Origin of the sequence: Chelativorans petroleitrophicus (genome assembly GCF_025398195.1) — a bacterium.
Lineage (GTDB): Bacteria > Pseudomonadota > Alphaproteobacteria > Rhizobiales > Rhizobiaceae > Chelativorans > Chelativorans petroleitrophicus.
This window is the reverse complement of sequence record NZ_JAODNV010000019.1, coordinates 46,110-71,936: the sequence shown is the minus strand read 5'-3', so window position 1 is coordinate 71,936 and position 25,827 is coordinate 46,110. Positions and strand designations below refer to the sequence as shown.

Here is a 25,827-nt window from a genome sequence, read left to right as displayed (position 1 = left end):
CTCATCGGCCGCAACGCAGGAGATGGACGCGGGTAGATGGATATGAGCCGGTTGCTCATCACTTTCGGCATCATTCTGATCGCGGTGGGGCTTTTGTGGCCGTTCATCCAGAAGCTGGGGCTAGGTCGCCTCCCCGGCGATCTTGCCTTCGGCGGCGAGAATTTTCGCGTCTATATCCCGATCACCACATCGATCCTCATCAGCTTGGCGCTGACTTTCATTCTCTGGCTGATCAACCGCTGAGAGTCTGCTGCCCACGGCCAGCGGCAATCGATCGGGCGCAGCCTCAGTAGCCGGCCTGGCGGTCAACCACATTCTTCAGTGGCTCGCCGCGCTCGAACGCCTCCATCTGCTGAAGCATCAGCGGCGCGAGATGTGCCGGGTCCGAGGTTGCGGCGGCGTGCGGCGTGACAAACACACGCGGGTGCGTCCAAAGCGAGCTTTGCAGGTCGAGCGGCTCGCGCTCGAAAACATCGAGACTTGCCTCCTTGAGCACGCCTTTCTCCAGCGCCCTCAGAATATCCGCCTCCTTCTGCAATCGTCCCCGCCCGGCATTGATCAGGCAAGGCCCGCCCAGAGGTCCCTTTCGCCTCAGCCGCTGCAGCACCGAATAATCGATGATGCCTTCCGTGGCGGGCGTAAGCGGCAGAAGGACCACGAGAATGTCCGTCGCATTGAGGAAGGGCGTAAGCCCAGCCTCGCCATGAAAGCCGTTCACTCCCTCCACGCGCCGTTCGCGGCGGCTCCAGCCATTGACCGTGAACCCGATCGCACGGAGCGCCTTCGCGGCGGCCCGGCCCAGCTCGCCCAAGCCCATAATACCGACCGCCACTTCGCTGGCCGGTGGCTGGGGAGGCTCGTGCCAGATCTTCTCCCGCTGCTGGGCACGATAGGTTATGCCCTGACGGTGATGATCCAGCACGCGCCAGCAGACATATTCCACCATGTGCTGCGTGAGGTTTTCCGCCACCACACGCACGATCGGCACATCAGGTAGTTCCGGGTCGGCGAGAATGTGATCGACCCCGGCGCCCATGGAGAAGATCACCTGCAGATTGGGCAAGCGCTTGAGCAGGCCAGGCGGCTGCTTCCAGACCACCGCATAGCGTATGGTCGGGTCCGCCTCCCCTTCGGGCTCCAGCACCACCTCGCGCCCCTTTGAAAGCAGCTCGTACCAGCGCTGCGGGTGCAGGCCCTTGATGGAAAGCAATATGCGGTGCGCCGCTGGCTGGCCGGTCATTCTCTCACCCTGTTTTATTGCTGATTACTCACTCACCACGCCCGTCGGCGCCGTCGCGATGTCAAAGGCTGCGGCTATGAGAGCCTTCGTATAGTCGGTCTTCGGTGCGTGAAAGATCTGGTCGGCGGGTCCCGCTTCCACCACCTTGCCTGCCCGCATCACGATCACCTCATTGGCAAGCGCACGCACGACCTTCAGGTCGTGACTGATGAAGAGGTAGGCGAGCTGGTGGCGCTTCTGCAGGTCGCGTAGCAAGTCCACCACCTGAGCCTGCACACTCATGTCGAGCGCGGAGGTGGGCTCGTCGAGCATGACGAAGCGGGGCTTCAGCACCATGGCGCGCGCGATGGCGATCCTCTGGCGCTGCCCGCCGGAAAACTCGTGGGGGTAGCGGAACCGTGCCTCCGGATCGAGACCGACCTCCTCGAGCACTTCCACCACCTGGCGGTCCCGCTCTTCGGCCGAAAGCCCCGGCTCATGGATTTTCAGCCCCTCCTGGATGATCTCGGCCACCGACATGCGGGGGCTCAAGCTGCCATAGGGGTCCTGAAAGACGATCTGCATCTCCCGCCTGAGCGGCCGCATCTGGCGGAAAGAGCGCCGGTTGATCGGCTCGCCCCTAAAGCGGATTTCGCCCTCGGACGCGATCATGCGCGACAGTGCCAGCCCCAGCGTCGTCTTGCCGGAGCCTGACTCCCCCACGACACCGAGGGTCTGCCCCGCCCGCACGGTCACATCGACGCCATCCACGCCCTTCACGTGATCGACCGTGCGCCTGAGCAGCCCCTTCTTGATCGGGAACCATACCTTGATGTTGTCTCCCTCCAGCACCTTCTTGGCCGACGGGTCGCTCCGCGGCGGCTCGCCCTTGGGTTCGGCGGCCAGAAGATGACGGGTATACTCGTGCTGGGGGTTGGAGAAGATGTCGGCCGTCGCCCCGGTCTCGACGATCCGTCCGCCGGTCATCACGCACACCCGGTCCGCCACCTTACGGACAATGCCGAGATCGTGCGTAATGAACAGCATCGACAGGTTTTGCTCGCGTTTGAGGCGCGCAAGAAGCTCAAGAATCTGCGCCTGTACCGTAACGTCGAGCGCGGTGGTGGGCTCGTCGGCGATGAGCAGCTTCGGCTCGTTGGCAAGGGCCATGGCGATCATCACGCGCTGGCGTTGGCCGCCGGAAAGCTGGTGCGGGAACGCGCCCAGCCGCTTTTCCGCCTCCCGTATGCCCACCTGCTTGAGCAGTTCCAGTGTGCGCTCGCGAGCGGCCCGGTCGGACATTCCGCGATGCACCTTCAGAACCTCGCCCACCTGCTTCTCCAGCGTGTGAAGCGGGTTGAGCGATGTCATCGGCTCCTGAAAGATCATGCTGATCTCGTTGCCGCGCACGCGCCGAAGGTGGTTCTCGTCGGCGGCGAGCAGGTCGCGTCCGCCGTATAGAATCTCGCCCGAAGGGTGGCTTGCCGCCGGGTAAGGCAGGAGCTTCAGTACCGAAAGCGCGGTGACAGACTTGCCCGACCCCGACTCGCCCACCAGCGCCACGGTCTCGCCCGGGCGGATGTCGAACGAGACGCGGTCAACGGCGAGCGTTTCCCTGTCGCCCTGGGTGAAGGCAACGGAAAGGTTGCGGATGGAAAGGAGTGGGGAGGTCAAGTGATGCCTCAGCTCTCCAGAATAGTTTGAAGGACCCCGACTGTCGCAGGGCGCTTGATGGTGCAGAGAAACACGCACTCATGCGTCATCTGCTTTGCGAGAAGCTCGAATAGCAGCCGCTGTATCTCTCCTTCGCCCTCGCCGAGCTCTGTGAGCAGATTCGCATCCAGATAGAGGCGCCGGAAGGGCTCCATCAGTCCTCCCATTCGTCGCGCAGGTCTCTGGTCTGCGTGACGGCTTCCTCTGTAGTGCCCCCTCGTTTCACGGGCGTGCCCGGCGGATTCGCCTGTGCCTGACGCACCAGGTTCAACAGCTCCTCACGACTGAGCAGCGACATTACCGGCTCCTCTTCAACCGCCACGCGAACCAGCACATCCTCCGAGATCCCGTGCGCAAATGCGCCGGCAGCCTGGAAGCCCTGTAGTGCTTTCTCACGACGATGCCCATAGCGTGTTCTCTTCCATTGAGCGTAGCGCGCTAAGTCCGCTGCACGGCCTCGTTCAGGATGTCAGGTCCATAGCAATTGCCAAGATAGAAGATGCTTCACTCCATACCAAGAGGCGTGCCTCATCTGAACGTCTTCCTCGGATCGAAGGCATCGCGCACTGCTTCACCGATGAAGATCAGAAGCGACAGCATGACGGAGAGGGTGAGGAAACCCGTGATGCCGAGCCAAGGGGCGTTGAGGTTCCTCTGCCCCTGCCGCAGTAGCTCGCCGAGCGAGGGCGAGCCGGGCGGCAAGCCGAAGCCCAGAAAGTCGAGCGAAGTGAGCGTCGTTATCGACCCATTGAGGATGAAGGGCAGGAAGGTGAGGGTGGCCACCATGGCGTTCGGCAGGAGATGCCGAAACATGATGGTACGATTTGGCACGCCGAGCGCGCGGGCGGCAGCCACATATTCGAAGTTGCGCGCCCGCAGGAACTCCGCGCGCACGACGCCCACGAACGCCACCCAGGAGAAGAGCAGCATTATGCCGAGCAGTATCCAGAAGCCAGGCGGCAGAACGGCGGCGATGATGAGAATGAGGTAGAGCACGGGGATCGACGACCAGATCTCGATGAACCGCTGGAAGATCAAGTCTGTCCAGCCGCCGAAATAGCCCTGCACCGCACCAGCCGAAACGCCGATGACGGCGGATGCGGCGGTCAGCACCAGTCCGAACAGGACGGAGATGCGGAAGCCGTAGATGACGCGCGCCAGCACGTCGCGCGCCTGATCGTCAGTGCCGAGCCAGTTCCAGTTACCCATCGTGCAGTTGGGATCGTCCACGCCCAGGGGATAGCGGCTGCAGCGCTCTTCCTTTGTATAAAGCCAGGAGGGCTTCGCGGGTGCGGCCTCCGGAATTTCACTGTTGACGGTGCGGTAGGAATAGCGGATGGGCGGCCAGATCATCCAACCGTTGGCCTCGATCTCCTCCTGGATGAAGGGGTCGCGGTAGTCCGTAACCGCGAGAAAGCCGCCGAATTTCTCCTCCGGGTAATCGACAACCACCGGAAAGAGGAGCTCGCCCTTGTAGGAGGCGATGATTGGCTTGTCATTGGCGATGAACTCGGCAAAGAGCGAGAGGACGAAAAGGCCAAGGAAGATCCACAATGACCAGTAGCCGCGCCGGTTGGCCTTGAAGTTCTGCCAGCGCCGACGGTTGATGGGCGAAAGCCACGGCCGTGCCGCTTCGGCCCGCACCCGCTGCACCTGCGCTGCGCTCTGAAACCCAGCCATCTACACGTCCCTCCGCTCGAAATCGATGCGCGGATCGATGAGCGTATAGGTGATGTCGGAGAGCAGGTTGATGAGCAGCCCCATAAGCGAGAAGATGTAGAGCGTTGCGAAAACCACCGGATAGTCGCGGTCGATCACGGACCGGAAGCCGAGCAGCCCCAGGCCATCGAGCGAGAAGATGCTCTCGATCAGGAGCGCTCCGGTAAAGAATGACGAGATGAATGCGCCCGGAAACCCGGCGATGATGATGAGCATCGCATTCCGGAACACGTGGCCGTAGAGCACCTGCCGCTCCGAAAGCCCTTTCGCTCGCGCGGTCACCACATACTGCTTGCGGATTTCGTCGAGAAAGGAGTTCTTTGTCAGCAGCGTGGTGGTCGCGAAGGCCGACAGCACCAGTGCCGTAAGCGGCAGCGTGAGGTGCCAGAAATAGTCGAGAATGCGTTCCGGCCAGGAAAGCGAGGCCCAATTGTCCGAGGTGAGGCCACGCAGGGGGAACCAATCGAAGAACGATCCGCCCGCAAACAGCACCATAAGCAGGATCGCGAAGAGAAAGCTGGGGATCGCATAGGCGATGATTACCACTCCGCTCGTCCACACATCGAAGGGCGAGCCATCCTTCACGGCCTTGCGGATGCCGAGCGGAATGGAGATAGCGTAGGAGATCAGCGTGATCCACACGCCCAGCGAAATGGAGACCGGCATCTTCTCGATGATGAGATCGACGACGGAGATGTCGCGGAAATAGCTCTCGCCGAAATCGAAGCGGATATAGTTCCACAGCATCAGGAAGAAGCGCTCGGCGGGTGGCTTGTCGAAGCCGAACTGCTTTTCAAGCTGCGCGATGAACTCCGGGTCGAGGCCCTGGGCGCCGCGATAGCGCGAGGTCGCCCCGCCCGCCTCGAAGCCCTGGCCGGCCATGTCGGCGCCCGCGCCCGCTCCAAGGCGCGCGTCTGCCCCGCCGGCCTGCCCCGTTATCTGGGCAATCACCTGCTCGACGGGTCCGCCCGGCGCGAACTGTACCACGATGAAGGAAATGAGCATGATGCCGAACAGTGTCGGAATCATGAGAAGCAGGCGGCGGAGGATATAGGTGCCCATCAGTGAACAGCCCTGCGAGAAATGGTTGTCGGGATGGTCGTCACGCCGCGGTCATGCCTTGCCGATCGCCCTGGCCTTTTCCTCGTCGTACCACCACAGCGCCTCGACAGGGAAGAAGTAATCGGGCTTCGGCTCCTTGAAGCCGAACACATCCCAATACGCGACCCGGTGAGAGGGCGAATGCCAGTTCGGGATCCAGTCGCGCCGGGCGCGAAGCACCCTGTCGAGCGCCCGCAGCGCGACGATCAACTCGTCGCGGCTGGTCGCGCGTCCGGCGATCTCTATGAGGCCGTCGATTGCAGGATCGGCCGTACCCGGCAGATTTCGCGAGCCCTCGACGGAGGCCGAACGGGAATGGAACACGAGCTCCAGACTGTCCCTAGTAGGCGTCGCGCCGAGGGAAAAGCGCACGCCCACCATGTCGAAATCGAAGCTGGTCAGGCGCAGCTGATATTGCGAGGCATCGATCAAGCGGATCGAGGCATCGACGCCGATGGCGCGCAGGTTCTCGATGAAGGGAGTTGAGACCTGCACGAACACCTCGTCGCGGACCAGATATTCCAGCGTGAAAGGCTCGCCGGCCTCATTGTGGAGAAGCCGCCCCTTGGGCTGCCAGCCCGCTTCCATGAAGAGTTCGCGGGCCCGCCCGAGCAGATCGCGATCGCGGCCCGATCCGTTGGAAGCCGGAGGCGTGACGGCCTCGCCGAAAGCGGCTTCTGGTATCTGGCCCCTGAATCGCTCCAGAAGCGCCAGTTCTTCCGCCGAGGGTAAGCCTTCGGCCATGAAATCCGACTGCTGAAAGGCCGATACGCTGCGTTCATAGAGCCCGTAAAAAAAGTTCCGGTTCGTCCACTCGAAGTCGAAGCAGAGGCTGATCGCCTCACGCACACGGGGATCGCGGAACCGGGCACGCCGCTGGTTCAACGCCCAGCCCTGCATGTCGGCCACGCGCTCCTCGGGAAACTCCCGCCGCACGACCTGTCCCTTATGCAGCGCCGGGAAGTCATAGCCCGTCGCCCAGACGCGCGAGGTGAATTCCTCGCGCCACAGCGCCTCCCCCTTCTTGAAAGCCTCGAAAGCGGCGTTGCGGTCGCGATAGAAATCGATGCGGATGCGATCAAAATGATAAAGACCGCGGGCGACGGGCAGATCGCGCGCCCAGTAATCCTCCACGCGGTCATATTCGATATAGCGGCCGGCAGAAAAACGGCCCACCTTGTACGGCCCGGACCCGAGCAGCGGTTCGAGGCTGGAGCTGTCGAAGGAACGGCCTTCGAGAGACGCTTTGGACAGGATCGGAAACTGCACGGCGGTGGAGACCGTGCGCTCCGACTGCTTGCCGAAGAAGACGAGGCGGAATTCGTGCTTGTCCGTCGCCTCGGCCGCGACCATCTCGGAAAGCACGAGAGCGAGCTGCGGATGGCCTTTTTCCTTCAGCAGATTGTAGCTGAACGCCACGTCCTCGGCGGTGAGCGGCGAGCCGTCATGGAAGCTGGCTTCCGGCCGCAGCCTGAAGGTGAAGCTGTTGCGGTCGGCCGAAATCGTCACGGTCTCGGCCACGAGGCCGTAGAGGGAGTCCGGCTCGTCCCAAGCGCCCACCATCAGCGAATCGAAGCACATTTCCATGCGCGGCGGGGCATCGCCCGTTCGCACGAAGCTGTTCAGCGTGTTGAAGGTGAGGACATTCTGATTGTAGTACCAGTATCCCGGCTGGAAATTGAAGGTGCCGCCCCTGGGCGCATCCGGATTCGCATAGCCGAACTGGGTAAAGTCCGGCGGATATTTGAGATCGCCGAAGGCCGAGAGCCCGTGCAGCGGCACGTCGGTCGGCGCTGCAGCAAAGGCCACACGCCCTGCGAAGGGAGCCGCGGCTGCGGCCATGGACAGCTTCAGGAAATCACGTCTCGACCGGGCGATGGGGCGCATGTGGCTCAATTGAAACCGCTGTATTTGGCAGCCAGGGCGGCAGCGCGTTCTTCGTCCACCCACCAGGATTGCACGTCAATTCCGGCATATTCGGGCTGCTTCTCGGGAATACCGAACTTGTTCCAGTAGGCGTAGCGCAATGTGGGCTGATAATATTGCGGTATCATGTAGTAATTCCACAGGAGTACCCGGTCGAGCGCCTTAGTTGCGACCACCAGCTCCTCGCGGTCTTCGGCATAGATGATCTTGTTGATGAGCGCGTCGACGATTGGGTCCTTGATGCCCGCCAGATTGCGCGAACCCGGCATGTCGGCGGCTTCCGAGCCCCAGAAATCGCGTTGCTCGTTGCCGGGGGAATGGGTTTGGGCGAACCGGCTCGTAATCGCGTCGAAATCGAAATTCTGGATGCGCTGAATGTATTGCGACGTGTCGACCACGCGCAGCTCGGCGTTGATGCCGATGCGCCGCAGATTGGGGATGATGCCGCTGACGATGATTTCGTCGGTGGGCGAGGCGCCGAGAAATTCTACGCTGAATTGCTCGCCCGTTTCCCTGTTGACCATGCGGCCGTTCCTGATTTCCCAGCCGGCCTCGTTGAACAGGCGTACGGCCTCGCGCAAATATTCCCGCTCGTCCTGCGGCGAATCATAGACCGGCAGCTCGAAGGGCTGCGTGAAGAGCTCCGGCGGGAGCTGATCGCGGAATTCCTCCAGTATCTCCAGTTCGTGTCCCTCGGGGACGCCTGTGGCGGAGAGTTCGGATTTTTCAAAATAGCTGCTGAACCGCTTGTTCATGCCGAAGAAGTGGGTGCGGTTCTGCTGCTCGAAATTGTAGGCTAGAGTGAGCGCCTGGCGCACCCTGCGGTCGGCAAAGCGCGGCTTGCGCATATTGAAGACAAAGGCCTGCATCGGCTCCACGCTGTTGCTGACGAACTCGCGCTTGACGACGTCGCCTGCCTCGAACGCGGGGAAATTGTAATCCTGGGCCCAGCGGCGGGTGCTCACTTCGCGGCGGACATCCTCAACGCCGCCTCTGGTGAAGGCCAGAAACTCCGCATTCTGATCCTGGAAATAGATGTAGCGGATGCGGTCAAAATTGTTGCGGCCGATGTTGACCGGCAGATCGGCCCCCCAATAGTCCTCGACGCGCTCCCACACGATCTCCGATCCCGCGCGGAAGCTGGCGATGCGGTACGGCCCGCTGCCTAGCGGCGGCTCGAGCGTCGGCTGGGTGATGTCGCGCTTGTTGCCCTTGGTGTCCGTGCCCTCCCACCAGTGTTTCGGCAGCACCGGCAGATCGCCCATGATATGCGGCAGCTCGCGATTGCCCGCCTGATCGAAGTGGAACTCCACCATGTGATCCGATAGCGCCACGGCCTCGGTGACATTGGCGAAGTAGCGGTTGTGCATAGGGCTTATCTTCTTCAGCACTTCCAGCGACCAAACGACGTCCTCGGCTGTTATCGGCGTGCCGTCATGCCAGCGCGCATCCGGGTCCAGGCGATAGGTCGCCGAGGAATAATCCTCGGGATACTTGAACGCCTCCGCGATGAGGGGATGGCTGGTACTGGGCTCTTCCGGAGACTGCTGCATCAGCGTCTCCCAGATCAGCCCGCCGAAGGAGGTCAGGCCCGCCGCGGGCGTGCCACGCACCAGGAAGGGATTGAAGCTGTCGAACGTACCGAAGGCTGCGGAATTGAGCGTGCCGCCCTTGGGAGCCTCGGGATTGACATAGCTGTACCGCTCGAAAGGCTGGGTCTCGATTTCCGGATTGATGAGCGAGGAGGATGTGCGCCACTCCTGCGCGCCTGCAACCGCACCCATGAGCACCAAGGCCAGCGCCACTGCCACGGCCTTCCACCCCTGCCCCATCAATGCGGTCGGCATCCGCTTTTCTCCCTTCGTCCGCTTTTTCTTTTCGGCGAAGTTAGTTCATCCGCGGCCGAAGGCAAATGGCGCATCACCTCACGCAAACAAAAAGCCGGCGCAGGCCGGCTTCCTGTTAACGCATGGAGCGGCGGATCAAGGCGCCGGTGCAGCCTCGCCCTCTTCCGTGGCTTCGGGTGCGGTGTCGACATCGCCAGCTGCTTCCGGCTCAGCCTGGCCGTCGCTCGCCGCATCAGGCTGGGCGGAGCTTTCTTCCGCCGCGGCGGGGGCAGCATCCTGCTCACCGGCACCATTCTCGGCCGGAGCGGCTTGGGCACCGCTGGAGTCGGCCGGCGCTTCCTGCTGCGCATCGTCCTCCGCAGGCGCGGCGTCTTCACCGCTCTCGTCTTCAGCGGGAGCGGCCTCAGGCAGAGGCGCGGGATTGTCCGAAAGCGTCCGCAGATAGGCGATTACATTGGCGCGGTCCTGAATATTCTTCAGGCCTGCGAACGACATCGCCGTGCCTGGCACGAGGCCTTTCGGATTGAGTAGGAAGTGGTCGAGATGCTCATAGTCCCACACGACCTGGCCGCCCTGGGAAAATTCCTGCAGCGCGGAGGAGTAGCTGAAGCCTTCGTGGCTGGCGATGGGCCGGTTCACGACGTCCCATAGATTCGGACCAACCTTGTTCGGGCCGCCCTGCTCCGTCGAATGGCAGGCCGCGCAGCGCTTGAAGACACCTTCGCCGGCCGATGGATCGGCGGAGGCGAGAAGCGGCAGCACTGATTCGGCCGCGGGCTCTTCGGCGCCACCGTCTGCGCCCGCCCCGCCATCTTCCGGCACCACGATCGCATAGCCTGGTGTCTCTGGCGCGGGAGAGTGGAAGATGGCGTCGGAAATGAGACTGACGGAAAAGATGATGAAAACGACGCCGAGGAATGCGCCGATAAGCTTGTTGAGTTCGAAAGAATCCATGCTGCCCAGAGGCTCCCTTCTACCGCGCGCCAGGAGACGCTGCGCCGTTCTCACCTGCCATCACGTCCCCCGCGTCGGCCGCTGCCGGTAAAACCGGCGCGGAAACTAGGTCTTTTGCTGAAGCGTTGCAACACATATAAGGCTGTTTGCAACTGAGACCTTTTGCCACTTTTCAATCCCGCCGACAGCCTCGCAGCACCGCCGTCTATGACCGCCATCATCTTGATCCCCGCCCGTATGGCCTCCACGCGCCTGCCCGGGAAGCCGCTCGCCGATATCGCCGGAAAGCCGATGATCGCTCAGGTTGCCGCACGAGCCCTCGAGAGCGGAATCGGCCGCGTCGTGGTGGCCACCGATACAGCCGAGATCGCCGCTGCCGCGAAAGCGGGAGGCGTAGAGGCGGTCATGACGCGCGGCGACCATCCGTCCGGCTCGGACCGCATTTTCGAGGCACTCGGCAAGATCGACCCGGACAGCAAGGCCGAGATCGTCATCAACCTCCAGGGTGACCTGCCCACCATCGCGCCGGAGGACATTCGCGCCGTGCTGCGCCCACTGGAGGACGGGCATGTGGACATTGCGACTCTGGGCGCGGAGATTTCAAACGAGGAGGAAAAGACAAACCCCGCAGTCGTGAAGATCGTCGGCGCGCCGCTCCCTGCGACGCCCGGACAGGAGCGACTGCGCGCCCTTTATTTCACACGGGCCACAGCCCCATGGGGCGACGGGCCGCTCTATCACCACATCGGCATCTATGCCTATCGCCGCGCGGCGCTTGAACGCTTCGTAGCACTGCCGCCAGGCGTGCTGGAACAGCGCGAGCGGCTGGAACAGCTTCGCGCACTGGAGGCGGGCATGCGCATCGATGCCGAGATCGTCCGCACCGTGCCGCTCGGTGTCGATACGCCGGCGGATCTGGAGCGGGCGAGGCAAATTCTCTCCGCGAACGGAAACTGATGATGCTGCCACGCAAGACGAACAGGATTGCCTTTCAGGGCGAGCCGGGCGCCAATTCGGATACGGCCTGCCGCGACATGTTTCCCGATATGGAGCCGCTACCCTGCCCTACATTCGAGGATGCCTTCAATGCGGTGGAAACGGGCAAGGCGGACCTGGCCATGATCCCGATCGAGAACACCATCGCCGGGCGCGTGGCCGACATCCACCACCTCATGCCCCAGTCCAGGCTGCATATCGTGGGTGAATATTTTCTGCCAATCCAATTTCAGCTCATGGTGCTTCCGGGCGTCCAGCTTTCGGAAATCAAGGCGGTCTACAGTCACATCCACGCGCTCGGCCAGTGCCGTAAGATTATCCGGCGGCACCGGTGGAAACCAGTGGTAGCGGGCGACACGGCCGGGGCGGCACGCATCGTCGCAGAGGAAAAGGTGCGGTCCAACGCCGCGCTTGCGCCCCGGCTCGCGGCCGAGCTCTACGGCCTGGAAATCGTGGCGGAGAACGTGGAGGACGCCGACAACAATGTGACCCGCTTCGTCGTCTTGTCCAAGGACAGCCATTGGGCAGAGCGCCGCTCGCCGGATCAGACGATGATCACCACATTCATCTTCCGGGTGCGCAACGTGCCGGCCGCGCTCTACAAGGCGCTAGGCGGCTTCGCCACCAATGGCGTCAACATGACGAAGCTGGAAAGCTACCAGCTCGGCGGCAAATTCTTCTCCACCCTCTTTTACGCGGATGTGGAAGGGCACCCGGACGACCGTAACCTGGCACTTGCGCTGGAGGAGCTACGCTTCTTCTCACGCGAAGTGCGCATTCTGGGCGTCTACGAAGGCCACCCGTTCCGGGCCACCCAGAGCGAGGACGACGACTAGGTAGCCAGCTCATCGGAATTGCTCGGGAATTGGTCGGTTAGCAGGCTGTTGTTTCGAACTGCCCCTTGTTGGAATAGTTTTCCTTCAAGGGATATTTCACGCCTATTCCGATCCTCAATTCCCGCTGTTCAGCCTCCTATGTTAAGATAAATCTTTCAAACAGGGAGAGACGCCATGGGTCTGCGTATCAACGACACGGCTCCGGATTTCACGGCCGAGACAACGCACGGCACGATCAACTTCCATGAGTGGATCGGGGACGGCTGGGCCGTGCTCTTCAGCCATCCGAAGAACTTCACCCCCGTCTGCACCACCGAACTCGGCACGATGGCGGGGCTGGAGGATGAATTCAGGAAGCGCAACGCCAAGATCATCGGTATCTCGGTAGATCCGGTCGAGGATCACGAACGCTGGAAGGACGACATCAAGAAGGCGACCGGCTTTACCGTGCAGTATCCGCTGATTGGCGACCGCGACCTGAAGGTCGCCAAGCTCTACGACATGCTGCCCGCCGATGCCGGCGATTCGGCGGCCGGGCGGACGCCTGCCGACAACGCCACGGTGCGCTCCGTCTATGTCATCGGGCCGGACAAGAAGATCAAACTGATCCTGACCTATCCGATGACCACCGGGCGCAACTTCGACGAAATCCTGCGCGCGATCGACTCGATCCAGCTCACCGCCAAGCATCAGGTGGCCACACCCGCCAACTGGAAGCAGGGCGATGACGTGATCATCACGGCAGCCGTTTCCAACGAGGACGCGGTTCAGCGTTTCGGCAGCTTCGAGACGATCCTGCCCTATCTGCGCAAGACGAAGCAGCCGACCGCCTGATCCGAGGACAAGGCAAGCCGCACCTGGCCACCTCAGCCGGGAGCGGCGTTGCTTTTTGCAGAACCTTAACATCTTAGCCCGCGGGCCTCTTATGACCCGCGGGCATTTCTTGTCATCAGTGCGCTCCTGTTTACCGTTGCGGCATTCGCGGCGCCGGTCTTTCGGCACGCAATAACCAAAGGCTGAGCTCCGCCTGGAGTGACATCCGCCATCGAGAAACTCTGGACGCCGCTCTCACGCCGTGCGAAATTGGTCCGACCAGATGCACCCAGTGTCAGGAATCAGGAGGAGGAGCGTCGTGAATTCAGGCATGGGGACAAGCATTCCGTTCGACACGCAGCGCGCCGACCGGCTGATGGAGGAAGCAGGCATCGACGTGCTGGTGGCCACGTCCAAGCACAACACGCAATATCTTCTCGGGGGCTACCGGTTCATCTTCTTTTCCGCCATGGATGCGATCGGTCACAGCCGCTATCTGCCGATCGTGATCTATGTGAAAGGGCAGCCAGAACAGGCCGCCTATATCGCCAACCGCATGGAAGCGGGCGAGCACCAGAACCATCCTTTCTGGACGCCTGCCTTTTACCCGGCCTGCTGGGGCACGCTGGATGCGGCGGAGACTGCCCTCGAGCATCTGAAGAAAATTGGCAGGACCAGTGCTGCCATTGGCATTGAGCCGGGCTTCCTGCCCGCCGACGCATACCGGCTGCTTTCCGACAGGCTCGAAGGCGCGCGCCTGGTTGATGCGACAGGCATGCTGGAGCGCCTGCGGGCGATCAAGTCCGGCGAGGAACTGGAGAAGCTGCGGCTTGCTTCGGAGCGCATCACCGATGCCATGCTGGCAACGATCGGCTGGGCGCAGGAGGGCACGACCAAGCGCGAGATCATAGACCGGCTGCGCCAGGAGGAGACGAAGCGCGGTCTCACTTTCGAATATTGCCTGCTGACGCTCGGCTCGAGCCACAATCGTGCCGCTTCCGAACAGAAGTGGCAGCAGGGCGAGGTGCTGTCCATCGATTCGGGTGGCAACTATCAGGGCTATATCGGCGATCTCTGCCGCATGGGCATTCTTGGCGAGCCCGATGCGGAGCTGGAGGATCTGCTGGGCTACGTGGAAACCGTCCAGCAGGCCGCCTTCTCCAAGGTCGCCGCCGGCACGCAGGGCGGCGACGTGATCGCGGCCGCCGAAGAGACGCTGAAGACCTTGCCCGTGGCCGCCTACACCGATTTCTTCGCCCACGGCATGGGGCTGATCACCCATGAGGTGCCGTTCCTGACCACCAACCACCCCGTCACCTATGAGGGAGTCGATGCGGCCCGGCCTTTGGAGGCGGGCATGGTGATCTCCGTCGAGACGACCATGCTGCATCCCACGCGTGGTTTCATCAAGCTTGAAGACACGCTGGCGGTGACGCCGGATGGCTACCAGATGTTCGGCGATCGCGGCAGGGGATGGAACAGAGGCGGTATGCCGCGCGACTGAGCCGGGCGGCATTCGCCCCCGGCTACATCGTGGCCGTGTAATAGAAGATGTGACTGCCGACGCGGCCCGTCCTCTCCAGCCGGTTTGCCCAGCCGGGTTTCACATAATCCGCATGGTAATGCGTAGAGCGCCCGACCGGATCGGACAGCTTACACCAGCTCTGGCCGCATCCGTAGACCTGCCTGGCGATCTTTTCTGCTTTCCTGTAGGCCTTCTCATCCGTGATCCGATCCGGCTTGCCGTCACAGGCAAAGGAGAACTGGCAGGCGTTGCGCAGATGGTCGTTCTGATAGACCACGCCACAAATGCTGTTCGGATAGTACTTGCTTTCCACCCGGTTCAGAATGACGCGGGCTACGGCACGTTGCCCCTCGACGGACTCGCCTCTTGCCTCGAAATAGATGGCCCGGGCGAGGCACTCCATTTCCTTCTTGTAGCTCAGATAGACCGGGGCCATCTCCGAGCGCGATTTCGGCACCGGGGCGGCCTCGGCAGGAACAGCCAGGCTGAGAAACACGGCCCAAGTGAATATGGCGGCGAGCCTTGCACCCGCAAGTGATTGGATCATACCCAACCCCTGTGTTGATCGTCTTTTTTGGGGTCTTCTGTTGGATCAATGGGGCGTCAACTTGGAACAGATTGGGCGAGAAAAGGGCAAATCGGGAGAATGGGCAGGTCAGTGAGTCGCATGGAGGGGCTGCAGTCCATTGCAGCCGCCTATCCCTTCGTTCTGGAAGTCGTGAAAGCACGCAATGCGCCATTGCCGCCGGGCTAACCGGCGACGTGCGGCACGTCCTTCGAGACGAAGCCCGCCGCCGCTACTTCTCCGCCGGTATCAGCCGAAAATCGGGTAGTTCGCGCAGGGCCTGCTCCGGTCCTGCCGGCGCATACACCACGAAGAGGCGCATCGGTCCATCGCCCGTGTTTAGCGTGGAGTGAAAGCGGCTTTCGGGCACATAGATCGTGCAGCCGGGCCCCACTTGCTGGACGACCGGATTGCCGTTTTCGTCTTCCACCATCTGCTCGCCGGTGCCGGAGACGACAAAGATGATTTCCTCCGCGCCGGGATGATTGTGACGGGCATGCCCCTGGCCCTTCTGCAGGTCCACCACGCCGCCCGAGAACCGCTCAGCACCGTTCACCTCCGGCCCGACGGTCAGCGCCAGTCTGCCCCAATCGAAGGCAAAAGTGTCCACCTTGTCCGGATAGACGAAGAACTTCTCCCCGGTCATTTCATCCTCCCGCTTTTGTCTTGAGGGGCAGTGCCTTGAAGCTCCTGATCTGGTCGCGGATCGCCATTTCCACCGGCAGCCGCTCCATCGAGCTCGCCCCGTAAAAGCCGTGGCATCCCTCGCAGCGCTCGAGCACGTAGCGCGCGTCCTCGGGCATGGCGATCGGCCCGCCATGGCACAGCACAATGACATCCTCGCGCACGGACCGTGCGGCGGCGGCAATCGCGTCGATCTCGGCCACACATTCATCCAGCGACTTTGCCGAGGTCGCGCCGATGGCGCCGCCCGTCGTCACCCCCATGTGGGCGACCACGATGTCGGCACCGGCCTTCGTCATGGCAACGGCTTCATCCGTGTTGAAGACGTAGGGCGTGGTCAGAAGATCGAGCTCATGCGCCAGCGCGATCATGTCCACCTCAAGGCCGAAGCCCATGCCGGTTTCCTCGAAGCTCTGGCGCATGCGTCCGTCGAACAACCCGATGGTTGGGAAATTCTGCACGCCGGAAAAACCCATCGTCTTCAGCTCGGCCAGGAATTGCGGCATCAGCACGAACGGGTCCGTGCCGTTGACCCCGGCAAGCACAGGCGTGTTCTTGACCACCGGCAGAACCTCGACCGCCATTTCCTTCACGATCTCGTTGGCGTTGCCATAGGCAAGCAGCCCCGCGGCGGAACCGCGGCCGGCCATACGGTACCGGCCGGAATTGTAGATGATGATAAGGTCGATACCGCCCGCCTCCTCCGCCTTGGCCGAAAGACCCGTGCCGGCGCCTCCCCCGATGATCGGCTGGCCCTGCGCGATCATGGCGCGGAACTTCTCCAGGATCTCCCGGCGCGGAATGGCTGGCATGGTGACTTCCCTCCTGTCCGTCGCAAAAGCGGCATGCACCGCAGTTTCCTGCCGTCGCGCCACCCCCGAAAGGTTCCGTTCACCCGGCTCGCGCGAAAGCCATTGCAAATTTTTGAGACGTGCGTATCATATTGATATGGAAGTCTTACGTCAACAATTCGAGCTGGCCGAAGAGGCAGAGCGAGGCCCCCGCGCCAGGACGCGGCGTCTTATGCTTGCGACGGCAAGCCGGCTCATGCAGGCCGGCGTGACGCCTTCCGTCAGCGAGGTCGCGGAGGCCGCGGGCGTTTCCCGTGCCACCGCCTATCGCTATTTCCCGAGCCAGGCTGCTCTGGTTCAGGCGGTAGTGGACGAGGCGCTGGGGCCGATCCTGACGTGGCGCTCGGATTCGCAATGCGCGGAGCAGCGCATTGCCGAACTTTTCGAGTCCTCGCTTCCACGCCTCGAGCAGTTCGAGGCCACGTTCAAAGCGGCGCTGAAGCTGTCGCTACAACAATGGGCGCAGGGGCAGGCCGATGCTCTCGGCAACGAGCCGCAATTCAAGCGCGGCCATCGGGTCGAACTGCTGCGTCAGGCGCTGGCGCCGCTGAAGCGGGAGCTTCCGGAAAAGCGGGTCGAACGGCTCGCGCAGGCTTTGTCCTTGATTTTTGGCGTGGAGATGTTGATCGTACTCAAGGACATCTGGGGGCTTGAGGGGAGAGAGGCCCGGGAGGTCGCCGATTGGGCAGCGGGCGCTTTGGTACGCGCGGCTATCGCGGAGGGGGAAAACCGCAAAACAGGAGGAACTGGCTAGACCAGTTTGGGATTTATCGAACCGTCTGAAAATCTGCTTCTCGGCTAAAGGCCAAGCCCCACTGTGGAAATATGCTGCCGGGAATCGCGGAAAACAGCGCCGATTGCGGTTCTTACAGGGAGGTTAACGGGAGGAGCGCGCTATAGGGACCTTGACGGAACTTCATCTTTGGTAATACCAGATTGAAGAATGCCGCATGCTGGAAAGCTGCGGCTGGACAGCGAAGCCAGGGGAGGGCTTCGCGCCGGGAGGCGGCAATTTGGAGGAGATCGGATGCCGGATGGAATACCGGCATTCTACAAATGCGTAGATTGATTGGGAGGAATTCGACATGCGCATGAAACTGACCGGCGTGCTCGCCGGCATTGGGCTTGTTTTGTCCAGCGGAACCTCCGTTTTCGCCCAGGAACTGACCATCTTCTGGGCGGAATGGGATCCTGCCAACTACCTGCAGGAACTGGTCAACGAATACACCGCCGAAACGGGCGTCACGGTCCGGGTCGAAACGACCCCCTGGGCGGACTTCCAGACAAAGGCGTTCGCCGAGTTCAACGCCCATGGCGACGCCTACGATCTCGTGGTCGGTGATTCCCAGTGGCTCGGGGCTGGCTCGGAGGGCGGCCACTTCGTCGATCTGACGGAGTTTTTCGAGAAGCACAACCTGCACGAGGTCTTCGTGCCGGCGACGATCAAGTACTACTCCGAATATAACGGCAAGTATTGGGCGATCCCGACCGAGGGCGACGCGAACGGCTGGGCCTACCGCAAGGACTGGTTCGAGGATCCGGCCGAAAAGGCGGCCTTCAAGGAGAAGTACGGTTACGAACTGGACGTGCCGAAGGATTACAAGCAGCTTCGCGACATCGCGGAGTTCTTCCACCGTCCGGACGAAGGGCGTTACGGCATCGCCATCTACACGGACAACTCCTATGACGGCCTGATCATGGGCGTGGAGCAGACCATCTTCTCCTATGGCGGAGAACTTGGCGACTACGGAACCTATCAGGTTCAGGGCATCACCAACTCGCCCGAGAACATCGAAGCGCTCGAGATGTATCGCGAGCTCTATCAATTCACGCCGCCCAACTGGGGCAAGACCTTCTTCCTGGAGAACAACCAGGCGATCACCGAGGGTCTGGCGGCGATGAGCATGAACTACTTCGCCTTCTTCCCGGCGCTCGCCAACCCTGCGACCAACCCGCACGCCGAGAACACCGGCTATTTCGTCAATCCGGCCGGACCGGGTGGAGCGCAGTTCGCAGCGCTGGGCGGTCAGGGCATGTCGATCGTCAGCTACTCGCAGAACAAGGAGGAAGCCTTCAAATTCCTCGAGTGGTTCATCCGCGAGGACGTCCAGCAAAAGTGGGGCGCACTCGGCGGCTACACCTGCCATGCCGCGGTTCTGGAATCCGAAGAATTCCGCAAGGCCACGCCTTTCAACGAGGCGTTCTACCAGTCCATGCAGATCGTGAAGGACTTCTGGGCCGTGCCGGAATATGCGGAACTGCTCAGCCAGATGAACAACCGCGTCTATCCTTATGTGGTGGGCGGCCAGGGAACGGCCAAGGAAGCGCTCGACGGCCTTGCCGCAGACTGGGAGGAGACGTTCAAGAGGTATGGCCGCTTGAACTAGGGACGGAGGATGGGAGGGAGCGCCGCTCCCTCCCATGGCAATCTGAATGACCGACTGACATGACCGAAGTCGAAAGGAGCCGGGTCGTGACGACCGCCGCCCTCGATAGGCTGGATCCGCAGGCGCGCGCCGCCGCCCGCGGCTGGAGCGACATCAAAATCCGCAACATGTTCATCATTCCGACGATCCTGTTCCTGATCGTCTTCAACATCTTTCCGCTGCTCTACTCGCTTGGCTACTCTTTCACGGATTTCCGCGCTTCGGTGAACGCGCCGGCCAGCTTCATCGGCCTCGAAAACTACCGGCGGCTTTTGTCCGATCCGAATATCTGGCGCAACTTCACCGTCACGGCGAAATATGTGATCGTTTCGGTCGGCGGGCAGATGATTGTCGGCTTCGGCGTGGCGCTACTTCTCAACCGCGCCTTTCCCTTCAAGGGCTTCGTCACCACGCTCTTGCTGCTGCCGATGATGATGTCTATGGCCGTGGTGGGCCTCTTCTGGAAGCTGCTCTACGATCCGTCCTGGGGCATCATCAACTATGCCCTCGGCCTCGGCCGTTTCGACTGGCTGTCCAATCCCGACATGGCGCTTTACGCGGTGGCCATCACCGATATCTGGATGTGGTCACCCTTCGTCATGCTGCTGTCGCTGGCGGGGCTTTCGGCCGTGCCCAAGCATCTTTACGAGGCGGCGGCGATCGACCGCGCGTCGAGCTGGTACACCTTCACACGCATAACCCTGCCGCTGGTCTCGCCGCTGCTCCTGATTGCCCTCATCTTCCGCACCATGGAGGCGTTCAAGAGCTTCGATCTGCCTTTCATCATGAGCGGCCAGCCTACCACGGAAGTGATCGCCATCAGACTGTACAAAATGGCCTTCCAGGAGTGGCAGACCGGGCTTTCCTGCGCGCTCGCCTACATCATGCTGATCGTGGTGATCGCCATAACCAACGTCTACATCAAATATCTCAATCGCGTGAAGGAGCGCTGAGATGGCTGCTGTCCAGACCTCGCGCCAGAGACTGGCCAACCGCCTCGCCATCGCGGCGGTCATCGTCGTCACGCTCATCTTCCTGGCACCGATCTACTGGATCGGCTCCACTGCGTTCAAGCCGCGCGCGCTTGCCACCACCGTGCCGCCGACGGTTCTCTTCCAGCCGGAGATCACACCCTTCATCAAGCTGTTCACCAAGCGGGTGCAGCTTACTCGGCCGGTCGAGGAGGAGGTCTACGAGGCCGCGCCCTGGTGGGAGAGGCGTATCTACGACGGCGGCGAGCGGGTGCTGCGGGTGGGCGATTCCGTGCAGCTTTCCGGCTATCCCGACCGCTTCAAGAACAGCCTGATCGTTGCCGTGACGAGCACGCTGCTCGCCGTCTCCATGGGCACGCTCACGGCCTACGGTTTCTCGCGCTTCCGGGTGCCGGGGGAGCAGGACTGGTTGTTCTTCATCCTGTCGACCCGCATGCTGCCGCCGGTGGTGGTGGCGATCCCGATGTTCCTCATGTACCGCGCGGTGGGCATGACCGATACGCATATCGGCCTCATCATCCTCTACACCGCCTTCAACCTGTCCTTCTCGGTGTGGCTCATGAAGGGCTTCATCGACGAGATCCCGAAGGAATATGAGGAGGCGGCGCTGGTCGACGGCTATACGCGTATGCAGGCCTTCTTCAAGATCGTGCTGCCAGAAGCGACCACCGGCATCGCCGCCACCGCCGTCTTCTGTTTCATCACGGCGTGGAACGAATATGCCTTTGCGCTGATGCTGACCAACCGCGACGCACAGACGGCGCCGCCCTTCATTCCGGCCCAGGTGGGATCGGGCCTGACGGACTGGACGGCGATTGCCGCCGGCACGTTCCTGTTCCTGCTGCCGGTCGCTATCTTCACCTTCCTGCTACGCAACCATCTCCTGCGCGGCATGTCCTTCGGAGCGATCCGCAAATGACCTTCCGCAAGCTGAACCAAAAATATCTGGTTCCGGCGGCGCAGACGTTGATGATCCTCGGCATCGTGGCGCTTTGCCAGCCGTGGAACTTGTTCCTGCACCGCTATGGCGTGACCATCACACTCGTCGGCCTCGTCGCCTTCATGATCACCTCGCACATTCCGCTCGAGGCAGAAGCATCGGACGAAGAGGAGGAAGACGCGCGCGAGGGGAGAGCCGCCCTATGACCCATATCGAGCTTCGCGGAGTGCAGAAGTTCTTCGGCGACGTTCAGGTCATCAAGGACATGAACCTCGTCATCGAGGACAACGAATTCATCGTCATGCTCGGGCCGTCCGGTTGCGGCAAGACGACGACGCTGCGCGCCATCGCCGGTCTGGAGACGATCGACGAGGGAGACATCCTCATAGACGGCAAGGCGGTGCAGCATCTGAAGGCCGCGGACCGCGACATCGCCTTCGTCTTCCAGTCCTTCTCGCTCTACCCGCACATGACGGTCTACGAGAACATCGCCTTCCCGCTGCGCGCCACGCGCCAGAGCAAGGCAGAAGTGGACCGCGCCGTGCGGCAGATGGCGGAGATCCTGCAGATCACGCCGCTTCTGCAGCGCCGGCCTTCCGCGCTTTCGGGCGGCGACATGCAGCGCGTGGCGATCGGGCGCGCGTTGGTTCGCAGCCCCAAGGCGCTTCTCATGGATGAGCCGATCGGCGCGCTGGACGCGACGCTGCGCGAGGAAATGCGCACTGAGATCAAGCGGCTGCATATAAAGCAGGGCTCTACCACCATCTATGTCACGCACGATCAGGTGGAAGCCATGGCGCTGGCTGACCGCATCGTCATCATGAACGAGGGCGTGCTGCAGCAGGTCGGCACGCCCGACGAGGTTTACACCCATCCAGCCAATCTCTTCGTCGCGCAATTCGTGGGCAGCCCGGTCATGAACGTGGCCGAGGCCCGCATCACGGAGGAGAAGGACGAGGCCCGCGTCTTCATGCCCGGCGCAGAACATGGCTTCCCGTTCCCCCGCAAGCTCATCGCGTTGCTTGAGGCGGGCAAGGCCTCTCCGGACGCCATCAGCCTCGGCGTGCGGCCCGAGGGCGTGCTGGTGGAGCGGGAGAAACGGGAAGGCTATCTGCCGGTCGAGGCTCACATTATCGAGCCTCTCGGCTCGCACGACATCGTCGATCTTCAGATCGGCGACCGTTTCCTGCGCGCGCGCACGAAAAGCGGTTTCGTGCCGCGCCCAGGTGAACAGGTCTGGGCGCGCATCGATCCGGCGCAGGCGCATTTCTTCGATACGAGGAGCGGAAACTCCCTTGGCGTGAGGTTGTAATGGCGCATATCGAACTCAGGGGCATCACCAAGAAATTCGGCGCCACGACCGCGCTTCGCAAGCTCGACCTGCAGATCGGCGATGGCGAGTTCTTCGTCCTCCTCGGGCAGACCGGTGCCGGCAAAACGACAACACTTCGGTTGATCGCCGGCCTCGAAAAGCCGACCGAGGGCCAGATTTTCATCGACGGTGTCGACGTCGGCACGTGGGGGCCGGCAGAACGCGACGTGGCCCTCGTGCTGCAGCAATACTCGCTCTACCCGCGCTACACGGTGCGCGAGAATCTCGAATTCCCGCTAAAGGCCAAGATCAGGCGTGTCGAACCGGACGAGATGCGGGACCGGGTGGCCCGTGCAGCGAAAATCCTGCGCATCGAGCATCTGCTAGACCGCAAGACAGAGAGGCTGTCGGGCGGCGAGATGCAGCGTGTCTCCATCGGCCGGGCGATCGTGCGCAAGCCGCGCGTCTTCCTGATGGACGAGCCCCTGTCGGCGCTGGACGCCAAGCTGCGCGAGGCGCTGCGCACGGAGCTGAAAAACCTGCAGATGACGCTCGGCGCCACCTTCCTTTTCGTCACGCACGACCAGATAGAGGCCATGTCCATGGCCGACAAGATCGGCGTGCTCGATCGCGGCCGGCTGGTGCAGACCGGCACGCCGAACGAAATCTACAACAATCCGCGCAACACATTTGTGGCACGCTCCGTCGGCTCGCCGCCCATAAATCTGTTCGAGGGCCGGCTGCAAGGCGGCCGGGCGGTCATTAAACCCGGCACGTTCGAGCTGCCGCTCAACGGCCAGGCTGTTCCGGATGAGGGCCGGCCGATCATTTTCGGTGTCCGGCCGGAGGACGTTTCCGTCGAGCCGGGCGCGGCGGTCGAAGCCACGGTGCATGACGTGGAAAACCACGGCGTGGAGAAGATCCTTACGCTCAACGCGGCACAGACGATCTTCCGCGCCACGGTTCCAGCCACGCTCAAGGTGGAGGTGGACGAGACGGTGCGCTGCGCGTGGAACCCGCAGAAAGTGATCCTGTTCGATGGCTCAAGCGGGCTCAGCCTGAGGCACGCAGGCTAGCGCGTTTCCGGGAGAGGCGATCACTGGTTTCCGTCCGGAATCGCGCAATATCAGCAACAGAGTTCTTTCCGTGCTTCCGTGAGACACGGAAAGGATTCGGGAGGGGGCGGCGGGGGTCCGCCGGGAGAATGTGGGTGGGGGGAGCCACTCCCGGCGGACCGTTGCCCCGCCGTTATCGGCGCTGCGGAGCCCTTCCTTGCGGCGGGATGCTGCATACTTCCTAGGATGGGCACTGCTCTTACCGATCGTCTGCTGCTTTCACATCCTCGCCGATCGAGCGCAGAACATCAGCTGCGATCTCGAAGGATCGGAGCCGGGCCCGATGATCGTGGATCTGGCCGGTGATGATAACTTCGTCCGGCCGATACCGTGTCAGAAAATCCGAGATCACCCGCTTCACGGTTTCCGGCGAGCCTGCCGCCGAGAAGGACAGCGCGTGATCTACAGCGGCCATCATCGCAGGTTCTACCTCATCGGAAAGGTTCTTGACCGGCCTTGGCAGGGGTCCGGGCCGGCCTGAGCGCAGGTTGATGAAGGCCTGCTGCATGGAGGTTTTGAGAAAAAGCCCCTCCTCATCCGTTTCGGCGGCGAAGACATTTAGCGCCAGCATGAAGCGGGGGCGCTCGCAATAGCGTGACGGGCGGAACGTCTCCCGGTAGAGAGCAAGTGCGTCGTCAAGAGCCGCAGGAGCGAAATGGGAGGCGAAGGCGTAGGGCAGCCCAAGCTGCGCGGCGAGCTGCGCCCCATAGAGGCTGGAGCCGAGAATCCAGACGGGCACGTGGGTCCCCGCGCCGGGAATGGCGCGCACAGCCTGACCCGGCTGCGGGTCATCGAAATAGGAGAGTATCTCCAACACATCCCGCGGGAATCCCTCGCCCTGTTCCAGGCCCCGACGCAAGGCGCGAGCGGTGACCATGTCAGTGCCAGGCGCGCGGCCAAGGCCGAGGTCGATGCGGTTCGGGTGAAGCGTGGCGAGCGTCCCGAACTGTTCAGCCACCACCAGCGGCGCATGATTGGGCAGCATGATGCCGCCGGCGCCAACCCGAATCCGCTTCGTGCCCGCCGCCACATGGGCGGCCAGCACCGCCGTGGCCGCGCTGGCAATGCCGGGCATGTTGTGATGCTCGGCCAGCCAAAACCGTTCGTAGCCCCAGGCTTCCGCATGCCGGGCGAGATCAAGGATATTTGAAAGCGCATCGGCTGTGGTTGCGCCGTCCGCGATGGGAGCAAGGTCGAGGACGGAAAAAGGAATCATGGGGCTCTCCACGGCTGACCTGTTTTCACCGATATGGGGCCCGCCGCGGCAAGTTGCGAGATGCGGAAATTGCGTGAGGCGGCGCTACCCGGCTTGCAAGGGCTGCTGCGGAAAGCGAGTCCGGTAAAGCGCCACAGCCTCCGGATTGCACAGATTCACTGGCAGTTCGCCCTTAAGCACCCGAACGGCCTCCTCGGCAGCCCCCATACCCATGCGCAGCATGCTTTCCCGCGTGATACCCGCCGCATGCGGTGTGAGGATCACATTGTCGAAACCGAAATAGGGGTGATCCTGGGGGAGCGGCTGGACGGTAAAGACATCGAGGGCGGCGCCGCCGATCCGACCTTCAGACAGTGCGGCGAGAAGGGCATCGTCGTCCACGACAGGACCGCGCGAGACATTGACCAAGAGCGCCGTGGGCTTCATCCGCCCGATCCTAGCGCGATCGGCAAGGCCGCGCGTCTCGTCGGTAAGCGGGCAGCACAAAACGACGACATCGGCCTGCGCAAACAGCTCGTCGAGCCCGACCATCCGCACCCCCTCCGGCAGCGCGGATCGCGTGCGGGTGTTGGCGATCACCTCCAGGCCGAACCCCTGCGCGATACGGCAAACCGCGCGGCCAACATTGCCCATGCCGACGATGCCCATGATGCGGCCGGAAAGCTCGGCTCCATGATCGGCATGTGCCCGAGCGGCGGACCAGCCGGATGTCCGCAGGTCGCGGTCCATAAGGCGCAGGCGGCGCAGCATCGCCAGAGTCACCAGAAAGACGTGCTCAGCCACTGTACGGGCATTGGCGCCCGGCACATTGGCCACCAGAACGCCGGCCGCGGTTGCTTCCTTTATCGGGATCATGTCGAGACCCGCGCCGTGGCGGATGGCGGCACGAAGGCGGGGTGCGGCGGTGAACAGTTCAGGCGGCAGGGGCGCCCGCACGATAACGATATCGGCGTCCCGGGCCTCTTCGACGAGCGCCGCCGGTTGCCTCTCCGCCGCTATCCTCAGTATCCCCGCCTCGGCAAGCCTGGTTTCCACTTGCGGATGGAGCGGATGGGTGGAGAGTATGACCGGCACGGC

26 protein-coding genes are annotated in these 25,827 nt (G+C 62.4%); 12 read left to right on the top strand and 14 right to left on the bottom strand.

The annotated features are described in order from the left end of the window. Nucleotides 1-42 precede the first annotated feature (42 nt). Nucleotides 43-243, top strand: coding sequence for a DUF2905 domain-containing protein (locus NYR54_RS16295; RefSeq protein WP_261516769.1), 201 nt, complete (start codon nt 43-45; stop codon nt 241-243). A gap of 43 nt (nt 244-286) precedes the next feature. Here NYR54_RS16295 and NYR54_RS16290 read toward each other — a convergent pair whose 3' ends face one another. From NYR54_RS16290 to NYR54_RS16250, 9 genes are all read right to left on the bottom strand, one after another. Further along, a complete protein-coding gene (locus NYR54_RS16290) occupies nt 287-1,240 on the bottom strand; it encodes a 2-hydroxyacid dehydrogenase (RefSeq protein ID WP_261516768.1) in 954 nt (317 codons plus the stop codon). 24 nt (nt 1,241-1,264) lie between these two features. Next, a complete protein-coding gene (locus NYR54_RS16285; RefSeq protein WP_261516767.1) occupies nt 1,265-2,893 on the bottom strand; it encodes an ABC transporter ATP-binding protein in 1,629 nt (542 codons plus the stop codon). Between the two features lie 8 nt (nt 2,894-2,901). After that, the gene (locus tag NYR54_RS16280) at nt 2,902-3,087 is read right to left on the bottom strand and encodes a hypothetical protein (RefSeq protein WP_261516766.1); all 186 of its coding nucleotides are present in this window, start codon (nt 3,085-3,087) and stop codon (nt 2,902-2,904) included. Then, entirely contained in the window at nt 3,087-3,230 is a 144-nt protein-coding gene (locus NYR54_RS16275; RefSeq protein ID WP_261516765.1) for a hypothetical protein, read from the bottom strand. Before NYR54_RS16275 ends, NYR54_RS16280 begins: the two co-directional genes overlap by 1 nt. A 230-nt stretch (nt 3,231-3,460) precedes the next feature. Continuing rightward, nucleotides 3,461-4,612 (bottom strand): ABC transporter permease, encoded by a 1,152-nt coding sequence (locus tag NYR54_RS16270; RefSeq protein ID WP_261516764.1) that lies wholly within the window; start codon nt 4,610-4,612, stop codon nt 3,461-3,463. Beyond that, nucleotides 4,613-5,713, bottom strand: coding sequence for a microcin C ABC transporter permease YejB (locus tag NYR54_RS16265; protein WP_261516763.1), 1,101 nt, complete (start codon nt 5,711-5,713; stop codon nt 4,613-4,615). Nucleotides 5,714-5,764: 51 nt separating this feature from the next. Continuing rightward, complete coding sequence (locus NYR54_RS16260) at nt 5,765-7,594, bottom strand: extracellular solute-binding protein (protein WP_261516762.1); 1,830 nt, start codon at nt 7,592-7,594, stop codon at nt 5,765-5,767. A gap of 50 nt (nt 7,595-7,644) precedes the next feature. After that, nucleotides 7,645-9,510 carry an extracellular solute-binding protein gene (locus tag NYR54_RS16255; protein ID WP_423738633.1) on the bottom strand — a complete coding sequence of 622 codons (1,866 nt, stop codon included), beginning with the start codon at nt 9,508-9,510 and terminating at the stop codon, nt 7,645-7,647. Nucleotides 9,511-9,660: 150 nt separating this feature from the next. Further along, nucleotides 9,661-10,479: a c-type cytochrome gene (locus tag NYR54_RS16250; RefSeq protein WP_261516761.1), complete on the bottom strand. Its 819-nt coding sequence runs from the start codon at nt 10,477-10,479 to the stop codon at nt 9,661-9,663. Between the two features lie 207 nt (nt 10,480-10,686). Here NYR54_RS16250 and NYR54_RS16245 point away from each other — a divergent pair, with 207 nt between their 5' ends. The 4 genes from NYR54_RS16245 to NYR54_RS16230 all read left to right on the top strand — a co-directional run bounded on the left by NYR54_RS16245 (nt 10,687) and on the right by NYR54_RS16230 (nt 14,628). Then, nucleotides 10,687-11,436 (top strand): 3-deoxy-manno-octulosonate cytidylyltransferase, encoded by a 750-nt coding sequence (locus NYR54_RS16245; protein WP_261516760.1) that lies wholly within the window; start codon nt 10,687-10,689, stop codon nt 11,434-11,436. Next, a complete protein-coding gene (locus NYR54_RS16240) occupies nt 11,436-12,311 on the top strand; it encodes a prephenate dehydratase (protein ID WP_261516759.1) in 876 nt (291 codons plus the stop codon). The genes NYR54_RS16245 and NYR54_RS16240 overlap by 1 nt, the downstream gene beginning before the upstream one ends. 174 nt (nt 12,312-12,485) lie before the next feature. Next, nucleotides 12,486-13,145: a peroxiredoxin gene (locus tag NYR54_RS16235; RefSeq protein WP_261516758.1), complete on the top strand. Its 660-nt coding sequence runs from the start codon at nt 12,486-12,488 to the stop codon at nt 13,143-13,145. 310 nt (nt 13,146-13,455) lie between these two features. Further along, entirely contained in the window at nt 13,456-14,628 is a 1,173-nt protein-coding gene (locus tag NYR54_RS16230; RefSeq protein WP_261516797.1) for a M24 family metallopeptidase, read from the top strand. Nucleotides 14,629-14,650: 22 nt separating this feature from the next. On the opposite strand, the gene NYR54_RS16225 is transcribed toward NYR54_RS16230, so the two are convergent. The 3 genes from NYR54_RS16225 to NYR54_RS16215 form a co-directional block, all read right to left on the bottom strand. Then, complete coding sequence (locus NYR54_RS16225) at nt 14,651-15,196, bottom strand: cell wall hydrolase (RefSeq protein WP_261516757.1); 546 nt, start codon at nt 15,194-15,196, stop codon at nt 14,651-14,653. 250 nt (nt 15,197-15,446) lie between these two features. Then, entirely contained in the window at nt 15,447-15,860 is a 414-nt protein-coding gene (locus tag NYR54_RS16220) for a cupin domain-containing protein (protein ID WP_261516755.1), read from the bottom strand. A gap of 1 nt (nt 15,861) precedes the next feature. Continuing rightward, nucleotides 15,862-16,710 carry a phosphoenolpyruvate hydrolase family protein gene (locus tag NYR54_RS16215; RefSeq protein WP_261516754.1) on the bottom strand — a complete coding sequence of 283 codons (849 nt, stop codon included), beginning with the start codon at nt 16,708-16,710 and terminating at the stop codon, nt 15,862-15,864. 136 nt (nt 16,711-16,846) lie between these two features. On the opposite strand from NYR54_RS16215, the gene NYR54_RS16210 reads away from it, so the two are divergent. The 7 genes from NYR54_RS16210 to NYR54_RS16180 all read left to right on the top strand — a co-directional run bounded on the left by NYR54_RS16210 (nt 16,847) and on the right by NYR54_RS16180 (nt 23,495). Next, complete coding sequence (locus NYR54_RS16210) at nt 16,847-17,503, top strand: TetR/AcrR family transcriptional regulator (protein WP_261516796.1); 657 nt, start codon at nt 16,847-16,849, stop codon at nt 17,501-17,503. Nucleotides 17,504-17,834: 331 nt separating this feature from the next. Then, the gene (locus NYR54_RS16205; protein WP_261516753.1) at nt 17,835-19,136 is read left to right on the top strand and encodes an ABC transporter substrate-binding protein; all 1,302 of its coding nucleotides are present in this window, start codon (nt 17,835-17,837) and stop codon (nt 19,134-19,136) included. Between the two features lie 86 nt (nt 19,137-19,222). Next, on the top strand, nt 19,223-20,128 hold the full coding sequence (locus NYR54_RS16200) for a carbohydrate ABC transporter permease (protein ID WP_261516752.1): 906 nt from the start codon (nt 19,223-19,225) through the stop codon (nt 20,126-20,128). Nucleotide 20,129: 1 nt separating this feature from the next. Then, a complete protein-coding gene (locus NYR54_RS16195) occupies nt 20,130-21,086 on the top strand; it encodes a carbohydrate ABC transporter permease (protein ID WP_261516751.1) in 957 nt (318 codons plus the stop codon). Then, nucleotides 21,083-21,313 carry a hypothetical protein gene (locus tag NYR54_RS16190; RefSeq protein ID WP_261516749.1) on the top strand — a complete coding sequence of 77 codons (231 nt, stop codon included), beginning with the start codon at nt 21,083-21,085 and terminating at the stop codon, nt 21,311-21,313. The genes NYR54_RS16195 and NYR54_RS16190 overlap by 4 nt, the downstream gene beginning before the upstream one ends. Continuing rightward, on the top strand, nt 21,310-22,419 hold the full coding sequence (locus NYR54_RS16185; protein ID WP_261516748.1) for an ABC transporter ATP-binding protein: 1,110 nt from the start codon (nt 21,310-21,312) through the stop codon (nt 22,417-22,419). The genes NYR54_RS16190 and NYR54_RS16185 overlap by 4 nt, the downstream gene beginning before the upstream one ends. After that, complete coding sequence (locus tag NYR54_RS16180) at nt 22,419-23,495, top strand: ABC transporter ATP-binding protein (protein WP_261516747.1); 1,077 nt, start codon at nt 22,419-22,421, stop codon at nt 23,493-23,495. Before NYR54_RS16185 ends, NYR54_RS16180 begins: the two co-directional genes overlap by 1 nt. 238 nt (nt 23,496-23,733) lie before the next feature. Here the strand turns inward: NYR54_RS16180 and NYR54_RS16175 are convergent, their stop codons facing one another. Continuing rightward, nucleotides 23,734-24,750, bottom strand: a complete 1,017-nt coding sequence (locus tag NYR54_RS16175) for an LLM class flavin-dependent oxidoreductase (RefSeq protein ID WP_261516745.1) — start codon at nt 24,748-24,750, stop codon at nt 23,734-23,736. Nucleotides 24,751-24,834: 84 nt separating this feature from the next. Beyond that, entirely contained in the window at nt 24,835-25,824 is a 990-nt protein-coding gene (locus tag NYR54_RS16170; protein WP_261516744.1) for a hydroxyacid dehydrogenase, read from the bottom strand. Nucleotides 25,825-25,827: the final 3 nt, after the last annotated feature.